We start from the raw sequence: 18,438 nt of genomic DNA, 5'->3' as shown, positions 1-18,438 counted from the left end.
AACAAAGGGGATATCGTGATATACGCTTGTGTTATCATAGGAGCGGGAATCGGACTCATCTTGGACTTTGCGTTTCCGGGCGCCTTGATCGGTCTCGGCGTAGGATACTTGCTGAAACAGGTTATAAGCAAAGAGTAGTTGACGGTCATGCGTATGGGTAGGGTGACAGGAAAGAGGTGCGTCGATGATACACATTCAGCAAATAGCGAAGCAGACCGGGCTTACGGTCAGGACGCTGCGCCACTATGATCAGATCGGGTTATTGCAGGCATCCTCAAGAACGGAAGGCGGCCATCGGTTATACACCGAGGAAGATCTGAAGAAGCTCCAGCAGATCGAGTTCCTGAAGGATCTGGGATTTCGGCTGTTGGAGATCCGTACGATGCTGGGGGACCCGGGATGGAAATGGCCCACTGCGCTCCAAAGCCAGCTGTCCTACATTCTGGAAGAACAGAAAAGATTGAAATTGATGGAGCAGTCATTGCGTGGATTGATCCATGGAATCGCGGTTGAAGGGGGGCAAAATCTTACCGCCTTACAGAAGCTGATCCAACTGTCCCATCGGGACAAGGAACTGATCCGCTCCTATAGGGCGACTATTCTGAACGAGAAGGAACTGGAAATGTGGCAGCGCCTGCCGAGCATGAATGGCGAGGACCCGGAAGCGCTCGAATGGATTGCCTTGCTCGGCCAGATCAAGCGCTATATGCCGGACGGACCTGCTTCGCCGCAGATACAAAGCATTATTAGAAGAATGATTGAGAAAAAAGACGAAGCGTTCGGCAATGATCCGGAATTTATAAACAAGCTGTGGGAGCTTAGAAAATCTCCTGACGATTCGGAGAAGCTGGGACTGTATCCGATTGAGCCGGAGGTGCTGGAATTTATGGATGAGGCTTGGCGCATCTATACCGCTGCTGCCGGGGGAGCTTCCGGCCGCCAAAGCAAAAGGGAGGATCATGGGTCTTGAGTATCGAACTGCTGGCGATTATCGGCGGCTTGGCGCTGCTGGATACCCTTAGCCCCGCGACGATCGGGGTCACGGTATATTTGCTTCTGACGGAGAGAGGCCGGCTTGGTTCGCGGCTTCTCGTGTATCTAAGCGTGGTAGCGGGTGTCTATTTCGTGCTAGGCGTCGGCCTGATGTTCGGGCTGGATGTTTTGTTTAATACATTGGCCTCTTGGTTCCAGAATCGGGTAGTCAGTTGGATCCTATTTATCATCGGAGCCGTCTTGTTCATCGGCAGCTTCTATGTCCCGGAGAAGAAGAAACACGAGCTGCCGCAGCCAAAATCGAAGAGCCTCCTGTCCATGGTCGCTCTGGGGTTGACGACTTCCTTCATCGAGTCGGGCACGGCCTTCCCATATTTCGGCGCGATCGGGCTGATGACGAACTCCGGTCTGCAGGTGTATGAATGGATGCCTGTACTAGCCGGCTATAATGGGATCATGGTGCTGCCGCCGCTGATTCTGTATGTGCTCCACGCGATGTTCGGACGGAGCATGGAGGGGATGCTGGATCGATTGCGGGTGAAGGTGGCCAAACTTTCGGGCTCGGCGCTCTCTTGGGTGATGTGCATTGTCGGGGTCATCCTCGTGATGAGCAGTCTGGATTATTTGTAGAAATTTCAATTGCAAAAAAACCAAGGGAATGCCGGAATGAAATCCGAAGGAAGTTCTGAAACCAGTGGTTCAATGGTAGGCGAAGACATCTTAACTATGTGAGGAAATTCATTCAATGTTGATAAAAGTGATAAAGTGCAAGGTTCGTGATGATACGAAGATGAGATTTCATCATGCTCAAACTAAATGGGTAGAACTTGGTGAAGTAAGTGGATTTATAGCCCAAGTTGGCGGCTGGAATATAATCACAATAGACAAAGAATGGTCCGTAAGGAGTTCAAGATGTCAGTAACATATCCAGTGAATACAAGGACGTTACCGGAAATCAGCGCAAAGAATGAAGTGTCTTTAAGAACTAGGCATAACTTTTTTTAGAAGTCTACACAAAATGGGAGAATTACCATGAAGAAATGGCTAAGTAGAACAGGTTCATCGATAGCATGTGCCACCCTGTTTGCCGTGATAATTACTACTATTGTTTGTTGGAATGAACTTGGAACCTTGTTCAGGGAAGGAAATTATGAGAATGAGGATCATATGGTGGAAACCATAATGGCCAAATCAGCCACTCCAGGCGTGGCTGTGGTAGTATCAGAGCAGGGCAAGACAGAATATAAGAATTACGGGTATGCGGATGTTCATAATAAGAAGAGGGTAACTAAGGAGTCATTATTTGAGTTGGGGTCGACTACAAAGGCATTTACGGCTCTAGCCGTTATTTTATTAGAAAATGAGGGCTACTTATCTCTTTCAGATTCGATTACAGATTATATTCCATCGTTTGAGCCCACCATTAAGGGGGAAAAAGTTAGTATTACGATTCATCAGTTGTTAGCTCATACAAGCGGAATTCCACCGTGGAGTATTCGGTTAATTCCTGAAGGTACCACGGAGGATATGCTTGAAAAAACGATACATAATGTGTCAGACATTGTATTAGATACGTATCCTGGGACAGCCTATAATTATGCCACAGTTAATTATGATATTTTAGCGATGATTATTGAAAAAGTTACAGGCGAACGTTATCAGGATTACATGACTGAAAACATACTAATTCCTTTAGGAATGACGGATAGTTATTTTTCAACGGGTCAGGAAAAGAGATCGGATAAACTTACCAAAGGATATCGCATATTTTTTGGAAGAAGCATAGAATATGACGCCCCTAGATATTATGGGAATATCGCTGCAGGATATTTGGTAACGAATTCAAAAGACTTAGAACGCTGGATCAATGCCCAAATGGGGATTGGCGATATTCCGGGTCATTTATCAAAAGCGATCGAACAATCTCATCAAGTCGACCTCCAAACGGCGGGATACGAAGCCGAGAATCAATACTACTCATTCGGATGGAGTATCGATACGAAAAACAGAGTTGTTAGTCATAATGGATCTAATCCGAATTATTCCTCACAGGTTCTTATTGAATTAGAAAATCAGCAGGCCATATTTGTTCTGGCTAATTCGAATTCAACTGCACCATCGCAAATAGCCAATAACATTTATGAGAATATGAATGGAAATCCTATGAAAAAATTTATTTATAATGACGTGTATCTATTCATTGATTTGGTATTTTCATTCTTAGTAATAATAGGCGTCGTTATCTTTTGTATCCAAACCATTAAACTCGTTAGAGGAGTAAAGCTAAATCTTAAAGATGAAAAGACAAGGTTCAGAAAAATGACAGGAAGCAGGATCGTACTAATCTTAAGCATTGTCCTTTTGGTATTAGTACTGATCTTGCCTTATCTATTAGGCAATAATTATTTGATGATAAGGGTGTGGATGTCGTATTCAATATTTATTTGGATGGGGCTCACTTCTATGAATTGTATTTTAACGATAATAATTAATATTAAAAAAATCGGAATTATTAGACTATGATAGAGAAGAAATAAAGAATATTTGAAGATACATCTAAAAGGAGGAAGGACATGAGTGACTTAAAACTTTGAGGCAATGCTTGAATTTCTGGAAGATCATGAGAAGGGCGTCGGGTTGCCGGAGGGATGGGTTTCAGACTCAACGTGATTACATTGAGGAAGACGGCAATGTAATAAGAAGATATTGGATAAAGAATTCTTAAGAGAAGACTCGAAGAAGAGCCGGATGCATAATCGTGGAAGAAGCTCAGGCAACAAACGCCTCAGCCTAAGATAAGAGTAATGCAATCAATGTATTGGATTTAGGATGTGGCGTTGGAAGGGATTTTACATAAAGATGCTACAATAACTTGTAATGTAGATCGAAGAGTCAGATAAAAGAAAAAACGGCAACTGACCCATTAGGCCGCTTACCGTTGAAATCAAACTATAGGATTCCCCAACAAAGATAATCTGAGTACGGTTCGGTGTAGTAAACAACTGAACCATTAACGTTGTTTCATTTTTCTAAGAGTAGCCATGTCTCCGCTTACGATTGCGCCGATATACTGATTGATGAGATCGATATCGAAATCCCACCATCTGATCTCCAATAATTCTTGAATGACTTCATACGGGTAACGTTGTTTGATCTCCCTGGCGGGATTTCCACCGACTACGGTATAAGGATCAACGTCCTTTACGACCACAGCCTCCGCGCTGATAATCGCGCCATCGCCGATTCGCACCCCCGGCATAATCGTGGCGCGTCTACCGATCCAGACATCATTACCGACAATCGTATCTCCTTTGATCGGCAGTTGGTCCAGGGAAGGGGTATGTCTCTCCCAACCGTTTCCGAAGATGTTAAAAGGAAAAGTCGAACCATCCATTCGGTGGTTGCCGCCGTCCATCATGAATCTGACTTCCGGAGCAATGGAACAAAATTTGCCTATCACTAACTTCGTCCCGATCACTTCATAATGGTACAACACTTGATCTTCAAACGATTCCCCGTGCAATGCGTTGTAATAAGAGTAATCTCCAACTATAATATTGGGTTTCGTAATCGTGTTTCGAATAAATTGCACGTTCGTGTCCCCAGGGATTGGGTATTTCACATTAGGGTTTGGACCTAGCATACGGAATCTTCCTTTCGTAAATGGGGATTGTCGTGAATCAGCGCGCTTCCATAAGCGCGTGGATCCGTTCGGCGATCACCGTTTTGGTCGCCTCGGCGATCGCGAAGACGCGGGGCCCGCGGGGGATATCGAATGACAAGTGCGAATGGGGGATCTCCGTGAGCAGCGTGCCGATCGTCCGGTCATCGGCGTCCCGGATGACGTTCCAGAACACGCGCGACCGATTGTCCTCCGTGCCCCATTTCTCGAGTGATTGCCGGAACAGCAACCGCCCTCCGACGACGAAATCGTCCTCCCGCACTTCGTCCGCGAACGCATATCCCGCTTGTTCGAGCGCTACGAACAGCGGCGGCATGAGCCGGTCCAAGTATTGACCGTACGCCGCATCCTCGATTTCCGCGAATGCGGCCGTCAACGCCTCATGCATTGATTCGTACAACGGCTGCCATTCCTTCTCCAAGTATTCCCCGCAAACCGTGCCGATGGCCTTGATCGTCATCCCTTGTTCGAATTGTACGAATGTCATCTGCAAACCGCCTCCCAGAACCTAAAATTCAATTGCAAATTGATTGTATAACAGTGAAGCAAATTAGAAGCTTGGTCGAATCTGAATGCGAAATTTCAAGGCGTTTTGCCGCGAGAATTGCGTAAAGTTTGCAATTATGATGTAATGTTATAATTAAATGGAAACAGGAGGAGGAGCCCATGCGGCCAATTGATCTGGCGAGACGGTTTCGCATCAGCCCCAGTACACTTCGGAATTATGAAGCGCAAGGGATTCTACCGCCTGCCGAGCGAACCCAAAGCGGATATCGGGTATATTTGGAAACGCACGCGTTATACGTGGCGGCCATGCAGGCGCTTTCCCCCGGATTCGGACCTGACGTCGCGGGTGAGACGCTTCGCCGTGTACGCAGCGGAGATTTACAGGGCGCGCTCTGGCTGTTGAAGGAACGGGAGGCGGCGCTCGTCCGTGACAAGCGGGAAGCCGAACAGGCGATCGACGCGTTCCGCGCTGCGGAAGACGACCGGGATGCGGATGATCCGGGGGCGTGGAAGACGATCGGCGAGGCGGCCGAAGCGGCCGGCGTATCCCGGACGGCGATCCGGTTCTGGGAACGGGAGGGACTGCTGCGGCCGACCCGCGACCCGAAGAACGGTTACCGGCGGTACGGATCGGCCGACATTCGCAAGCTGCTGCTCATTCGTGCTTTGCGTGCAACCGTATATTCGACGAACGTCGTTCGGCTTCGGCGAACGGTCGCCGAACTGGACAGCGGGGACACAAGCCGGTTAAGGGAAATCGCAGAGGAGACGATCGCGTATATGGACCGGATGAACGAAGCGCAGGCACACGGCATTTACGCGTTGTACGGACTCTGCCTGCAATTGGGACTGACGGAGACGCGCGGTACAGTGAGCGGTACGACTTGCGAGCTTGAAGATGAGATGGAGGATGGCGATGTTCATCGTTAACGTCAAAGGTTACGATTATCGAATACTGCCGCCCCTTGGTTGTCGGATGTATAATTATGGCAGAAGGCGTTTCACGAATACTATGACGTATAAAAAGGAGCTACTATGAAGGAATTACTAAAGCAGTACAATACGCTTTGTTACAAAAAGGCATAATAGTGAATGATTTTAACTAAACTAGAATGCTTTATTGGACCTCCATTACAAGAATCTTTTTCATTGTATTATCACATGAATGAAATAGAAGCATGGGAATCGGTAACAGCATATCGGGAGTATTTTAAGGAATATGGAATTTACGGGACATGACAATACCGTGATGATAGGTGATCGGAAACATGATTTGATTGGAGCAAATAATAAGACGATTAAGGACTTTATTGGAGCATATTCATAGAAGAAGGAGCGATCCTGAGTGGAACTTAATTGGTTGGACTATAATGATCAATTTGCAAACGAAATAAATAATTGGTTGACCCATGAGGAGACTAATAAATTTCTTGAAATTGATGATTGGCATTCTGCATATTTGAATATTATTAATGGCGTAGATTTTTACTATTCGAATGGTAAAGATGGAGAAAAGAGTTACTACAAGTTGAACGACGATTATTATTGTAAGTTAGTATTTGAGAAAGACAAGCTAGTTGCAGCCATGAGTATATATTTAAATCCTATTGATAAGACGATGCATATTAACCCTATTATTGTTGCCCCTGATCTTCAGGGCAAAGGATACGGCACAGCTGTACTTAAAGATTTTATCGTCAATGTGAATAATATTTTGAAAAGTAATTATTGCAGTAAGATAAATATAATGGTAGAAAAAGGGAACCTGGCAAGCAAGGCCTGTCTCGTAAAGTGTGGGTTCATTTATTTGAAAGATCATGATGATGATTTTGAAATATATGAGTATCAAATCAATTAATCTCGTACAAGTACGAGGGGATTTCCGGAAAAAGGGGATCGGATCTAAGCCGCTAAGCATAAGTGAATTTAGATTATAATAGAAGGAGACTTCGGACTAATCATGCAAGAAAAAGCAGCTAAATATCACGTGCTGGCTCGTGGAGTCATATTAGTCGATGATCATCTGTTAGTTGCTCATTGCATTGGAATGGATAATACATTTTTACCGGGAGGGCATGTTGAATTTCATGAGAGTATTCGAACCTCTTTGCATCGGGAAATATATGAAGAGCTTGGATTCATAAGCGAGGTTGGTCCATATCTTGGAGCAGTAGAAGCTGAACACGAAGATGAAGGAACCTATCATCAGGAGATCAATCACGTTTTTATGACTAAGTTGGAGAACGTTGACAATAGAAAAAATCCGGAATCCAAAGAAAGTCATTTGGAATTTTATTGGATACCTATAAGTGAGATGGATAAACATAATCTACTTCCTCTACCCATGAGAAGGATAATTGAATACTATATGAAGGGGATTCCAGGACCGTATTTTGAAAGTACATTCGGAGAGGGGCAGAAGTTCTGCTTATAGAACAAACATTATATTTTCACTTTTCTTGATTTTATCGGATTTTATGACGTTATCTATCGACTACGACAGTTCGATAAAACCAGGGAAACCACATGGGATATTTGTGGGCTAACCGAGGAAGTAACGGATGAACTTGGAATGCAAGTCAAAGTGAATGTTATAAAACCTGATTTGTCTAAATACGACCTCGTGTTCCTTCCTGGTGGAATGGGAACAAGAAAGCTGAAAGAAGACCTTGAATTCGTGGAATGGCTCCAAACTGCTGAATCCGTTCCTTATAAAGTTTCCGTTTGAGGAATCGTTGAAGTGTAATTGGGACGATACTCATTAGTGTGAGGAGATTCAAAATGACATATGAAGCGATAATTCCAATTCTAAATAGATTAGAAGAGAATAATATTGCATACGCACTTGGCGGAAGTGGATTGCTCTATTTTTTGGGGTTGACGGATTCAATTCATGATTGGGATATTACGGTTGAGTGCCCAAAAGACACATTAATTAAGGCCATCCGTGGATATGATTGGGTTGATCAAAGGAGTGGAGACTCCCCTTTTGCCAGTGAGTATAGGTTAAGCATAAATGCACTTCATATAGATTTTATAGGAAAATTTGCTTGTTATTCTAATGATAATATCATAAATTTACCGGTTTCTAGCTTTGTAAAGATGCATGGAATACATTTATCGAATCCAGAGATTTGGTATGTGGCTTACGATCTGATGGGCAGGAAAGAAAAAGCGAATCTTCTGCTGAAATATCTAAACGCCAATAAAGACAAAGCAAATGCGTATCTAATAAAAGAACTACTAAAGCAAAATGGAATCAATGATGAGATAAGACAAGAGCTTGGGAAGCTAATTCACTGATAGCCCCAACGGTACATAACACTGCACTCACTGCGAGGGGTTGTCGTCAAACGGAAAGGAGCGGTAAACAATGAAATCATATAAAAATTGTGGAATTGTATTCTTGATAATTGTAGCATTATTCATGTTTTGGAATTCATATAGTTCTTCAACTTTTGAAGCAGTAACCATACGGAATGTAAGCAAGAATGAAATAACTGTAGTAAATTTAAGCAACCGAGTAAGAACTGTTTTATTACCTGTTGATATATCTAAATTGATAGAGGAAAATAAAGAATATATAATTTCTTACGAAAAAAAACTATTTGATAAACATAGACTAAAATACATTTCTCCAAAAAATCCTAATGAAACAATATCAAAAGTCAAATAGAAGGTTCAGACAACACACGACCCGGCCTAAGATAAGAGGTATCTTAAGCCGGGTCGCGTCGTAGATGCGGAGAAGGCATATGAAACCCGAGTGAGAGATGATTGGAAGCATTTGACATCACCTAATACCGTAATCACGCTAGGGGGCTACCGCTCTTTGGCCTGACCGAGGCAATTCAAGGAAGTGGGATATACCTGTGAGGGGGGATTTCATGGAGCAGTTACTAATAGAACGTATTCCGTTTTTACAAGGCGATGTTCAAATTGAACCAATACATCAAGGATATTCAAGTGATAAGAAATATATTGTTTTAAGAGATGATGAGAAGTTTCTTCTCAGAACTTTTGATCCTAAACACTATTCTTCAAAAGTAATGGAATTTGCGGTTTTATTGAGGATGAAGGAATATAACGTGAAATGCTCAAGGCCGCTAGAGGTGGGCATTTTAGAAGACTTGGGAATTGGATTTATGGTGTTATCTTTCATAGAAGGGGATGATGCCGCTGAAGTTCTTTCTAAGCTTTCGTTGACAGAGCAATTCCATATTGGAGTTGAAGCAGGGAGAGAATTGCAAAAAATCCACAACTATATAGCTCCAAATAATATTACCCCTTGGTATGAGCGAAAACTTAAGAAGCATAATGAATACCTTAATAAGTATTTCCAGTTAGATGTTAGAATTAAGAAGGATTCAAGTTTTTTATCTTTTATTGAAGATCATTTACATCTAATGAAGGATAGACCCAATCTATTTCAGCATGACGATTTTCATGTTGGAAATCTTATAATAAAGGATAATCAACTTTCGGGAGTGATCGATTTTGATAGATACGATTGGGGAGATCCCATTCATGAATTTCTGAAGGCAGGAATGTTTAGTTCGGAAGTAAGCATTCCATTTTCAATTGGTCAGATTAAAGGATATCATCAAGACTCAGAACCTGATGATCTTTTCTGGAGATTGTATTCGCTTTATTTAGCTATGTGTCTTATTTCATCGGTTGTATGGATAAGAAAAGTTAAACCAGAAGAAACCGATATCATGATGGATAAAATAGATAGAGTGTTAGAAGACCATGAATATTTTAGACTTATTAAACCGAAATGGTATTCGGAAAGTTAATACGAATAAACGAGGAAGTAAGCTCGGCCAACAATGCCCCAGTTATCCGACATCGCAGAAAAAGAATAACAGAAAGAGGAATCCAGATGGGATATATTTCAGAACTCCGGAAATTGGTTGGTACTCGACCTTTAATTTTGACTGGCGTGACGGTTATCGTCTTGAACGAAGAAAAGCATATACTCCTTCAAAGAAGAACGGATACAGGAGATTGGGGAGTCATTGGAGGAGCTTTAGAATTGGCTGAAACTTTTGAAGAAGCAGGATATAGGGAATTATATGAAGAAGCGGGTCTACATGCAGAAGAACTGAAATTTATAACGGTCTTGTCCGGAAGGGATATGTACTACCAATATCCTCATGGCGATGAAGTATACAATGCAATCATTGTTTATGAAGCTCACAAGGTATCCGGGGTTCCAACCATCAATGATGATGAAGGACTTGAGCTGAACTATTTTAGTTTAAAAGAGCCCATCCATGAGTTGAATCCAATGACCTATAAGATCTTAAAGAAGTCGGGATATATCCATTGGTAGTTAATCGAAATGAATTTATTATACAATTTGAAATTGTCCCGACGCTTGTAGATGCGCACTTTCTCTATCAGTCGGGTTTTCATAGATCGGTTACATAAGAACTACATGGACTGAAGCATAAGTTTGCAGTAAATATGGAGGACAATCCGGAGGATTTTATGTATAATCGGATACACATTTTTGGAGCTTCCGGCTTGGGTGCAACGACATTAGGCAGAGAATTATCTCAACATTTACCCCATGTGAACTTTGATGGAGGCCCGGGGGGGACAAGCACGAACCATCCAAGGCATTTTTGGAATGGGCCGCTCTCTATGACACGGCCGGGCTTGAGGTTAGGAGTAGGGCCTTACACGCGCACTGGGTTTCAGATTTAACTTGTCCTGTATTGCGAATAGAGGGAAATCAATCCGTTAATGAAAGAGTAGAAATTATACTAAAATTTATTGAATTCAACAAAAGATATTAAAACGAGTGATCCGCTCGAAAGGAGAGAACATCATGTATGATAAGCAATTTACAGAACCCGACCATACGGCAGTACGGGTTGCGTTGTGGCGGGCTTTGCATATGCAGGTCGATTCACCTCCGCATGTGCTTGAAGATGAGGTCGGCCTACAGCTGGTTGACCCGGATGACGACTGGCACCAACGCCCCGACATGGATCCTCAGTTCTGCAGCGGCTTTAGAGCATCCATTGTGGCCCGCGCCCGTTTCGTTGAGGATTTGGTCGTCGAACAGCTCGGGCAAGAAGTCACTCAGTATGTGATCCTCGGGGCCGGCCTCGATACCTTTGCCCAACGCCGGCCGGAGATCGCCTCCAGGATGCGGGTTTTTGAGGTCGACCAACCGGGCACACAGGCCTGGAAGAGACAACGTTTAATTGATCTTGGCTTTGGCGTCCCAGAATGGCTGCGCCTCGTTCCGGTCGATTTTGAAGCGGGCTGGTTCTGGTGGGAGCAACTGAAAAATGCCGGTTTTGACACAGGCCGTCCAACCGTGGTAGCCTCCACGGGCGTCACGCAATATCTCACCAAGGACGCAATCGCTGCGACGCTTCGTCAGGTTGCGCGGCTCGCCCCCGGTTCCACTCTGGCCATGACATTTTTGTTGCCGTTTGAGCAAACAGGGTCCGAGGAGCATTCCGAGGTCGAAACGGCGAAGAAAGGAGCCAGGGCAAGCGGCACACCTTTCATCAGCTTCTTTACACCGCCGGAAATGTTGGAGATGGCCCGTGAAGCCGGCTTTCGAGAAGTCAGGCACGTATCTTCGGCCGATCTGAACAACCGCTACTTCACCGGCCGAACAGATGGACTTCGGCTACCAAGCGGAGAGGAGTTTCTTGTAGCAACTACCTAACATCAATTGCGGTCCTTGTAATTAAGGACATCTAGAGGGGCGAAACGAGAAATGATGAAACGTGAAGAATTGCTTGCCCGCCAAATGCGCCTGCAAGCTGAAGCGGCTGAGCTTGTGGAAGAGTTGAACCTTCAACGATTGCTGGAGACCGTCGGTACTCCCGTAAAAGTAGGGAGTGCGGCGCTTGGTTTAATGGTCTGGCGAGATCTCGATATGACGGTGATTTGTTCCGAGCTGAACATCGCTGCAATAACCAGTGTGGTTTCGGAGTTGATGTCCAACCCTCGGGTTCGGCAGTTGAAATGGCTGAACGATACCGGCGATTGGAACACCGATCCGGTCTACCCGGACGGTTATTATATCGGTCTGGTTTATCAATCCCGGCGCGGGAACGAATGGCGACTGGATATTTGGTTTATAGATGAGCCTGAAAAGCAGCCCGATCTACAGCATATTCGCACCATTCCAGGTCGTCTTACTTCGGAAGCAGTCGTTTCTATCCTGAGTATTAAAGCCGTCTGGGCATCGAGAAGCGAGTACGGAATACAAGTAAAAAGCTATGACATCTATACGGCCGTACTGGACGATCAGGTGCGAACACCTGCCGAATTCGAACAATGGCTGCAAAGGTCGCAACAATAATCTATCCCAGTAGAGTTACGAGCTTCCAATATCTGTAATGCGGAGAGGATTGGAAATGATTTATACAAAACCCCTAATAATTGCTATTGCAGCGGTTATCCTTTTTCAAGATTACACCATGATTTGAAGACCATTGATTTGACTGCTTTTATTGAAAGTTAATCCAAGATAACAAGAGCTTCAAACTAACAAGTTTTAACCTGAAAATTCAACGCAAATCAAGCTAAAGGGTGTGGAATGATATGGGGAAAAAGGTTTTCCAAATTGGAGAAATTCCTTCAAAGATTTTAATCACAGTTTTATTTTATACTGGATTCATCCCGATCCTATATAAATCAGTCCTATTCGGAAAAACGGTGTATTTAACCCATACCTACCAAAAGACGATAAAAGTTGGCGATTGGTATACTGGAGAAGAAGTCAACAATTTGCCTCTAGGTATATTCCAAGGCGTAATTTTGTTTTTAATCGCGGTTGTGATTTGGAAAGTCGTCTGTGAAATCATATTCATTGTAGTTCGATACTTTGAAAAATCAATCAATGAAGGTGTACTCGATGAAGAAACTGATCGTAATCAACGGAACAATGGGAGTCGGAAAAACCACAGTCTGTAAAGAATTATATAAGTCACTGGATAAAGCGGTATGGCTGGATGGGGATTGGTGCTGGATGATGAATCCCTGGGTAGTCAACGAAGAAAACATCAGAATGGTAGAGAGCAACATAACCTATTTACTTAGAAGCTTTTTGACAAACTCCATGTTCGACTATGTTATTTTCAATTGGGTTATTCATCGTGAAGAGATTCTGAATAATTTGCTGGATCGTCTTGGTGATTTAGATTTTCAGGTTAAGAAAGTGACTTTGATGTGCTCCGAAGCTGCATTGCGACAAAGAATGAATCAAGATCATCGTTCGAAAGAACAAATCAAGTTGAGCATCGAGCGGTTAAGCATGTATGAGAATATGGATACCACTAAAGTTGATACAAGTGAAACCGGCATTGAAGAGGTGATTGGAAAAATAAAAGAAATCATAATAGATAGCTAGTTGGAGAGAAATGATCGTTAAGGAATATCTGGAGGGGTCGGAATGGGCCGAAAAAAAGACGTTACGCTGCAGGATTTGGCCGCTCGGCTGGGATTAACCGTTCATACCGTCTCCAAGGCGCTCCGGGGAAAGCCGGGGATGTCGGAGGAGACGCGCAGAAGAGTGTTCCGCACGGCGCGGGAAATGGGCTATCGGACGCGGGCCCAGGAGGAAGCGGTCCTGGCGGACAAGCTGGCCCCCTTGGCGCAGAAGGCGCACCGGTTCGCTTTTGTGGCCGGGTGGAGCGGGGAGGTGACGAACCTGTTGTTTGCCGCGATTCAGGACCGCCTGCTAGAGTTCGGCCACCGGGTCGAGTTGACCTTGTTTCCCGGCCAAATCACCCGGCCGGGGCCGCTGCGGGAGTGGATTGAACGGGCGGGTTTGCCGTATGCCTCCGGCATATTCATCGCGCCGGCGCTACCGCCCGCGCTGGAGCGCCAGCTTATGGGGCTACCGCTCCCCAAAATCATGCTCAACTACCCCGAACCGGGCATGCGTGTGGATAGCGTGATTTGGGACGTCAACGACGCCATGGCCCAAACGGTCAACACCCTTGTCGCAGCGGGCCATACCCGGATCATGTACGTCGGCGATATCGAGACCCAGCGCGGGTTCAGGCAAAGGTGGCAGGCGTTTGGGGAAGCCTTGAAAACAGGCGGGATCCCGCGTCCGGCGGAGGAGCTTCTGCTCAAGCCGGCGGGGACGCAGGAGCAATGGACGCAGGCGTTCGTCGAGAAATGGGAGGCACTTCGTCCGACGGCCGTCCTTTGCGCCATCGAATACTTGCTGCCTTGGATCTATTACACCTGCAGCCGCTTGGGCCTGTCCATTCCGGACGACGTCTCGCTGGTCAGCCTGGAAACGTCGGAAAACGCCTTCCTCCCCGAGCTGACCCGGCCGGAGCTCCCCGTCCGGGAGACGGGCACTCGCGCGGCGGACCGGATGCTGTGGCGGTTGGCCAACCCGCATCTGCCGTTTGAGCATTCGCGGCTACAGTGCCGCTGGCATGCGGGAAGCACCGTCCGCCGTATCGTATCGACTGTTGATCCGCAGGAAATGAAACTAAAATGGAACTAGCTCGCGCCTCCATCCCGGACTAAGATGAAAGCAAAAAGGATGGAGGCGTTTTCAATGAAAAGTTATGCGTTTGAAAGGAAAGTACCGGTATATGACCGGGCGGACATCGTCGTCGTTGGCGGCGGCCCGGCGGGCGTGGCCGCGGCGATCGCTGCGGTTCGCAGCGGAAAAAGGGTTATCCTCGCCGAGCATTCCGGCCAACTCGGGGGAATGGGGACGTTGGCGAACGTCAGCATTTTCATGGGGGTCGGCAACGTGACGGGGATTTACCGGGAAATCGTGTCCGAGGTGCTTCCCGAGCAAGCGCTGCCGGAACAGCATGAGGGTTCGATTTGGCCGCAGTTCAACCCGTTCCGTTTGCGTCATTACCTGAACGAGAAGCTGGAAAAGGAAGGCGTCGAGGTGCTGTTTCACGCCGGTCTTTGCGGAACGGTCATGGAAGGCGATCGGGTGAAGGCCGTGGTCTTGAACACGCGGGAAGGGCTGATCGCCCTGGAGGCCCACGTCTTCATCGACTGCACGGGCGACGGCCGGGTCGCGATTGACGCGGGGGCCGGTTATACGACGGGAAGGGAATCCGATGGGATGACGCAGCCGATGACGCTGATGTTCATGATGCAAAACACCGGGAAGCCCGTTCGGCGGGAACTGCCCGAAGGGTGTTACCGCTACGAAGACGTATCGGAGCTGCCGCAAGGGAGACTGCTGCATTGGGAGCAAGGCGACGAAGGGACGCTGCTGGTCAACATGACCCGCGTCAAAGGCAACGGGGCCAGCGTGAAGGACGTGAGTCGGGCGGAGAAGGAAGCGCTGCGCCAGGTGTTTTCGGTGGCGGACTATCTGCAGCGCAACGGGTATGAGAATTACATCCTCTCCCATGTGCCGGGACAGACCGGAGTACGGGAAACCAACCAGATTCAAGGCGAATACGTATTGACCGAAGAGGATGTCGTGTCCGGCCGGAGATTCCCGGATGTTGTGGCCCAAACGAATTACGAAATCGATATTCATAACCCGGATGGACGCGGCGGGACCGACGAACGCAAAGTTAGCGGGTACGATATCCCGTACCGCTGTATGCTGCCGAAAGGAATCCGCGGCCTGCTTGTGGCCGGCCGGGCGATTTCCGCCACCCATGTGGCGATGTCCTCCATGCGCGTGCAGGCAACCTGCTACGCTTTGGGGCAGTCGGCCGGCATCGCCGCGTCGCTGGCGGCGGAGCATGACATTCCGCTTAGCGAGATCCATATCGATGAGCTGCACCGGGAGCTGGCGCGCCAGGATGTCCGGTTTTTGAAAGAGTAGCCCGGTCCATGCGGCCGGATCGCGCTAAAGCAGGCGCAGAAGGACCGGAACTGTTAAACGATTAAAACGTTAAAACTGCCAAAACTGCCAAAACGCCAGGTTCTTTGAACCCGGCGTTTTTAGCCTTCATCGTGCGGGGAGGGACGTGAAACGGGTGGCTTTCGCCGCTTCCGGACTCTATGTGGCCGGACGATGAATGGTGGACAACTTTGGACCCAAGGCCATACAGCAGGGTTTGTACGATTTTTCGTACACCCCCCTGCATTGGGCCGATGCACGAGAGCCTTTGTACGAAGGCTTGGGACCGGACTTACAACTTCTTGTCCACTGCACAGCATCGGCTCTCTATTCCGACCAGCTATTTCAATAGGTCTTGCCGTTTTTTCGCCTCAACCCCTTCCCAAGAAGTCATCAAACTCCCGAAAAAGGTCATCGACATCGCCTTACCCTGCTCTACGGGAAGCGATTACAATGGAAGTGTCCCGTACGGAGGACAAGCTATAGCAACCAAGAAAGGGAAGGGGGGCTCCTATGGCTCGGGATTTGGCGGAGGCCGGGACGCCTGGGGCGGCCCGGAGGCGGTTTCGGCCCGCTCGGCCGCACGTACCGAAGGCGAAAGGATCCGGCGCGCTAAGGAAATATTGGGATTTGTACCTGATCATGCTGCCGGGCATCGCCTATTTTATCATTTTCAAATATTTGCCCATGGGGGGCATTATCGTTGCTTTTCAGGACTTTAGCGCCTTTGCCGGCATCCGCGGAAGCGAATGGGTCGGGCTTGAACATTTCAAAAACATGTTCATGGACGACGAGTTTTACACGGTATTTCGCAACACGCTGCTGATCAGTTTATACAAGCTGTTGTGGGGATTTCCGGGACCGATCATTTTGGCGCTGATGCTCAACGAAGTTCGACATATGTTGTATAAGCGCTCCATCCAGACGCTGGTTTACCTGCCGCACTTTTTGTCGTGGGTGATCATCGGCGGGATCTTGATCAACGTGCTTTCCCCGTCCAGCGGGATTATTAACCAAGTATTGACGATGCTTGGGTTTGAGCCGATCTTTTTCCTGGGCAACCCGGACTGGTTTCGAACCGTATTGGTCGCCAGCGACATCTGGAAAGAGGTCGGCTGGGGAGCGATCATTTATCTGGCCGCATTGTCGTCTATAGACCCGCAGGTGTATGAAGCGGCGGTCGTCGACGGGGCCGGCAAGTGGAAGCAGTTGATCCACATCACGCTGCCCTCGCTGTTGGGCACCATCGTGATTTTGTTCGTTTTGCGGTTAGGCAGCGTGCTGGATGTCGGGTTCGAGCAGATTTTCGTGCTGTACAATCCGCTGGTCTATCACGTGGCGGACGTGATCGAAACCTACGTCTACCGCACCGGCATCACGCAGGGCGAGTTCAGCTTCACCACCGCCGTCGGCTTATTCAAGTCGGTGATCAGTTTCATCCTGGTCGTTGCGGCCAACCAAGCGGCCAAAAAAATGGGGCATGAGGGCTTATGGTAAGGGAGGCGAAAAAATGAAATTATCCAGGGGAGAACGGATCGCCTCAAAACTGAATTACGCGGCCCTGGGGCTGATCGCTTTGCTGGCGCTGCTGCCTTTCCTGCATGTCGTCGCCCAGTCGTTCAGCAGCCATCAAGCCATTACATCGGGGAAGGTGCATCTTTGGCCGGTCGACTTCAGTTGGGAAGCGTACGGCAAAGTGCTATCGGAACACGCGTTCCTCAGCGCTTTCAAAGTTAGCTTGCTGCGAACGGTCGTCGGAACGTGCATAAATATCGTGATTACATGCATGCTGGCCTATCCGCTTTCCAAAAAATACATCAAAGGGCGCTCCGCCATCATGTTCATGATCGTGTTCACGATGTTGTTCAACGGCGGGATGATCCCGACCTTCCTCGTCGTGAAAGCCGTGGGGCTGCTCGATTCGTTTTGGGTCTATATCATCCCGGGCGCCGTCAGCGCGTTTAATGTGATCATCATGAAGAACTTCTTCCAAAGCGTACCGGTCGAGTTGGAGGAATCCGCGAAGATCGACGGCTCCACGAATGTCGGTACCCTCGTGCGCATCGTCGTGCCGCTGTCCATGCCGGTGATCGCCACGATAACGCTGTTCCATGCGGTAGGACACTGGAATGCCTTTTTCGATACCGTGCTTTACGTAACGGAACGGAACCTGTTCCCGCTTCAGGTTTATCTCCGCGAGCTGATCATGTTCAACCAGTCGAACATCAGCAACAACAACGGCTATTCCGCCAATTTGGACAGCACGCTGCTTGCGTTGGAGTCGCTGAAGGCGGCGGCGCTGATCGCCAGTACCGTACCGATCCTGCTGGTATACCCGTTTTTGCAGAAGCACTTTGTTAAAGGCATTATGCTGGGGTCCGTCAAAGGTTAATCACCTGGCCAATTCGATTTCGAAAGGGGAATGTCA

21 protein-coding genes and 1 pseudogene are annotated in these 18,438 nt (G+C 47.3%); 20 read left to right on the top strand and 2 right to left on the bottom strand.

Annotated features, from left to right (window positions below; genetic code table 11):
- Nucleotides 1-184 precede the first annotated feature (184 nt).
- The 4 genes from ACZF99_RS21100 (at nt 185) to ACZF99_RS21085 (ending at nt 3,516) form a co-directional block, all read left to right on the top strand.
- Nucleotides 185-970 carry a MerR family transcriptional regulator gene (locus ACZF99_RS21100; protein ID WP_483606926.1) on the top strand — a complete coding sequence of 262 codons (786 nt, stop codon included), beginning with the start codon at nt 185-187 and terminating at the stop codon, nt 968-970.
- Nucleotides 967-1,623 (top strand): GAP family protein, encoded by a 657-nt coding sequence (locus tag ACZF99_RS21095; protein ID WP_483606925.1) that lies wholly within the window; start codon nt 967-969, stop codon nt 1,621-1,623. Before ACZF99_RS21100 ends, ACZF99_RS21095 begins: the two co-directional genes overlap by 4 nt.
- Nucleotides 1,624-1,738: 115 nt before the next feature.
- On the top strand, nt 1,739-1,915 hold the full coding sequence (locus ACZF99_RS21090; protein WP_483606923.1) for a DUF4937 domain-containing protein: 177 nt from the start codon (nt 1,739-1,741) through the stop codon (nt 1,913-1,915).
- 110 nt (nt 1,916-2,025) lie between these two features.
- Entirely contained in the window at nt 2,026-3,516 is a 1,491-nt protein-coding gene (locus ACZF99_RS21085) for a serine hydrolase domain-containing protein (protein WP_483606922.1), read from the top strand.
- 487 nt (nt 3,517-4,003) lie between these two features.
- Here the strand turns inward: ACZF99_RS21085 and vat(I) are convergent, their stop codons facing one another.
- Together vat(I) and ACZF99_RS21075 are read right to left on the bottom strand one after the other, a co-directional pair.
- The gene (vat(I), locus tag ACZF99_RS21080) at nt 4,004-4,636 is read right to left on the bottom strand and encodes a streptogramin A O-acetyltransferase Vat(I) (protein ID WP_483606921.1); all 633 of its coding nucleotides are present in this window, start codon (nt 4,634-4,636) and stop codon (nt 4,004-4,006) included.
- Between the two features lie 37 nt (nt 4,637-4,673).
- Entirely contained in the window at nt 4,674-5,162 is a 489-nt protein-coding gene (locus ACZF99_RS21075) for a DUF6022 family protein (RefSeq protein ID WP_483606920.1), read from the bottom strand.
- 179 nt (nt 5,163-5,341) lie between these two features.
- Here ACZF99_RS21075 and ACZF99_RS21070 point away from each other — a divergent pair, with 179 nt between their 5' ends.
- The 16 genes and pseudogenes from ACZF99_RS21070 to ACZF99_RS20995 all read left to right on the top strand — a co-directional run bounded on the left by ACZF99_RS21070 (nt 5,342) and on the right by ACZF99_RS20995 (nt 18,402).
- Nucleotides 5,342-6,112, top strand: a complete 771-nt coding sequence (locus ACZF99_RS21070) for a MerR family DNA-binding transcriptional regulator (protein WP_483606919.1) — start codon at nt 5,342-5,344, stop codon at nt 6,110-6,112.
- Between the two features lie 415 nt (nt 6,113-6,527).
- The gene (locus ACZF99_RS21065; protein WP_483606918.1) at nt 6,528-7,040 is read left to right on the top strand and encodes a GNAT family N-acetyltransferase; all 513 of its coding nucleotides are present in this window, start codon (nt 6,528-6,530) and stop codon (nt 7,038-7,040) included.
- Nucleotides 7,041-7,142: 102 nt separating this feature from the next.
- Nucleotides 7,143-7,616: an NUDIX domain-containing protein gene (locus ACZF99_RS21060; RefSeq protein WP_483606917.1), complete on the top strand. Its 474-nt coding sequence runs from the start codon at nt 7,143-7,145 to the stop codon at nt 7,614-7,616.
- 138 nt (nt 7,617-7,754) lie between these two features.
- Nucleotides 7,755-7,910, top strand: coding sequence for a hypothetical protein (locus ACZF99_RS21055; RefSeq protein ID WP_483606916.1), 156 nt, complete (start codon nt 7,755-7,757; stop codon nt 7,908-7,910).
- A 53-nt stretch (nt 7,911-7,963) separates the two neighbouring features.
- Nucleotides 7,964-8,485 carry a hypothetical protein gene (locus tag ACZF99_RS21050; RefSeq protein WP_483606915.1) on the top strand — a complete coding sequence of 174 codons (522 nt, stop codon included), beginning with the start codon at nt 7,964-7,966 and terminating at the stop codon, nt 8,483-8,485.
- Between the two features lie 70 nt (nt 8,486-8,555).
- A complete protein-coding gene (locus ACZF99_RS21045; protein ID WP_483606914.1) occupies nt 8,556-8,858 on the top strand; it encodes a hypothetical protein in 303 nt (100 codons plus the stop codon).
- A 211-nt stretch (nt 8,859-9,069) separates the two neighbouring features.
- Nucleotides 9,070-9,981, top strand: coding sequence for an aminoglycoside phosphotransferase family protein (locus ACZF99_RS21040; protein ID WP_483606913.1), 912 nt, complete (start codon nt 9,070-9,072; stop codon nt 9,979-9,981).
- 86 nt (nt 9,982-10,067) lie between these two features.
- The gene (locus ACZF99_RS21035; RefSeq protein ID WP_483606912.1) at nt 10,068-10,520 is read left to right on the top strand and encodes an NUDIX hydrolase; all 453 of its coding nucleotides are present in this window, start codon (nt 10,068-10,070) and stop codon (nt 10,518-10,520) included.
- Between the two features lie 262 nt (nt 10,521-10,782).
- Nucleotides 10,783-10,989, top strand: a pseudogene (locus tag ACZF99_RS21030) (hypothetical protein); the annotation flags it as partial.
- Between the two features lie 32 nt (nt 10,990-11,021).
- Nucleotides 11,022-11,879: a class I SAM-dependent methyltransferase gene (locus ACZF99_RS21025; protein ID WP_483606911.1), complete on the top strand. Its 858-nt coding sequence runs from the start codon at nt 11,022-11,024 to the stop codon at nt 11,877-11,879.
- 51 nt (nt 11,880-11,930) lie between these two features.
- Complete coding sequence (locus tag ACZF99_RS21020; protein WP_483606910.1) at nt 11,931-12,521, top strand: hypothetical protein; 591 nt, start codon at nt 11,931-11,933, stop codon at nt 12,519-12,521.
- 555 nt (nt 12,522-13,076) lie between these two features.
- The gene (locus ACZF99_RS21015) at nt 13,077-13,571 is read left to right on the top strand and encodes an AAA family ATPase (RefSeq protein WP_483606909.1); all 495 of its coding nucleotides are present in this window, start codon (nt 13,077-13,079) and stop codon (nt 13,569-13,571) included.
- A gap of 42 nt (nt 13,572-13,613) precedes the next feature.
- Nucleotides 13,614-14,687, top strand: coding sequence for a LacI family DNA-binding transcriptional regulator (locus ACZF99_RS21010; protein WP_483606907.1), 1,074 nt, complete (start codon nt 13,614-13,616; stop codon nt 14,685-14,687).
- Nucleotides 14,688-14,741: 54 nt separating this feature from the next.
- A complete protein-coding gene (locus ACZF99_RS21005; protein ID WP_483606906.1) occupies nt 14,742-15,992 on the top strand; it encodes an FAD-dependent oxidoreductase in 1,251 nt (416 codons plus the stop codon).
- A 531-nt stretch (nt 15,993-16,523) separates the two neighbouring features.
- Entirely contained in the window at nt 16,524-17,507 is a 984-nt protein-coding gene (locus ACZF99_RS21000) for an ABC transporter permease (protein ID WP_483606905.1), read from the top strand.
- A gap of 13 nt (nt 17,508-17,520) precedes the next feature.
- Entirely contained in the window at nt 17,521-18,402 is an 882-nt protein-coding gene (locus tag ACZF99_RS20995) for a carbohydrate ABC transporter permease (protein WP_483606904.1), read from the top strand.
- Nucleotides 18,403-18,438 lie beyond the last annotated feature (36 nt).

Source organism: Paenibacillus sp. JL3B1040 (assembly GCF_057063165.1).
The sequence above is the reverse complement of the archived record's forward strand: the minus strand, read 5'-3'. Positions and strand labels throughout refer to the sequence as shown.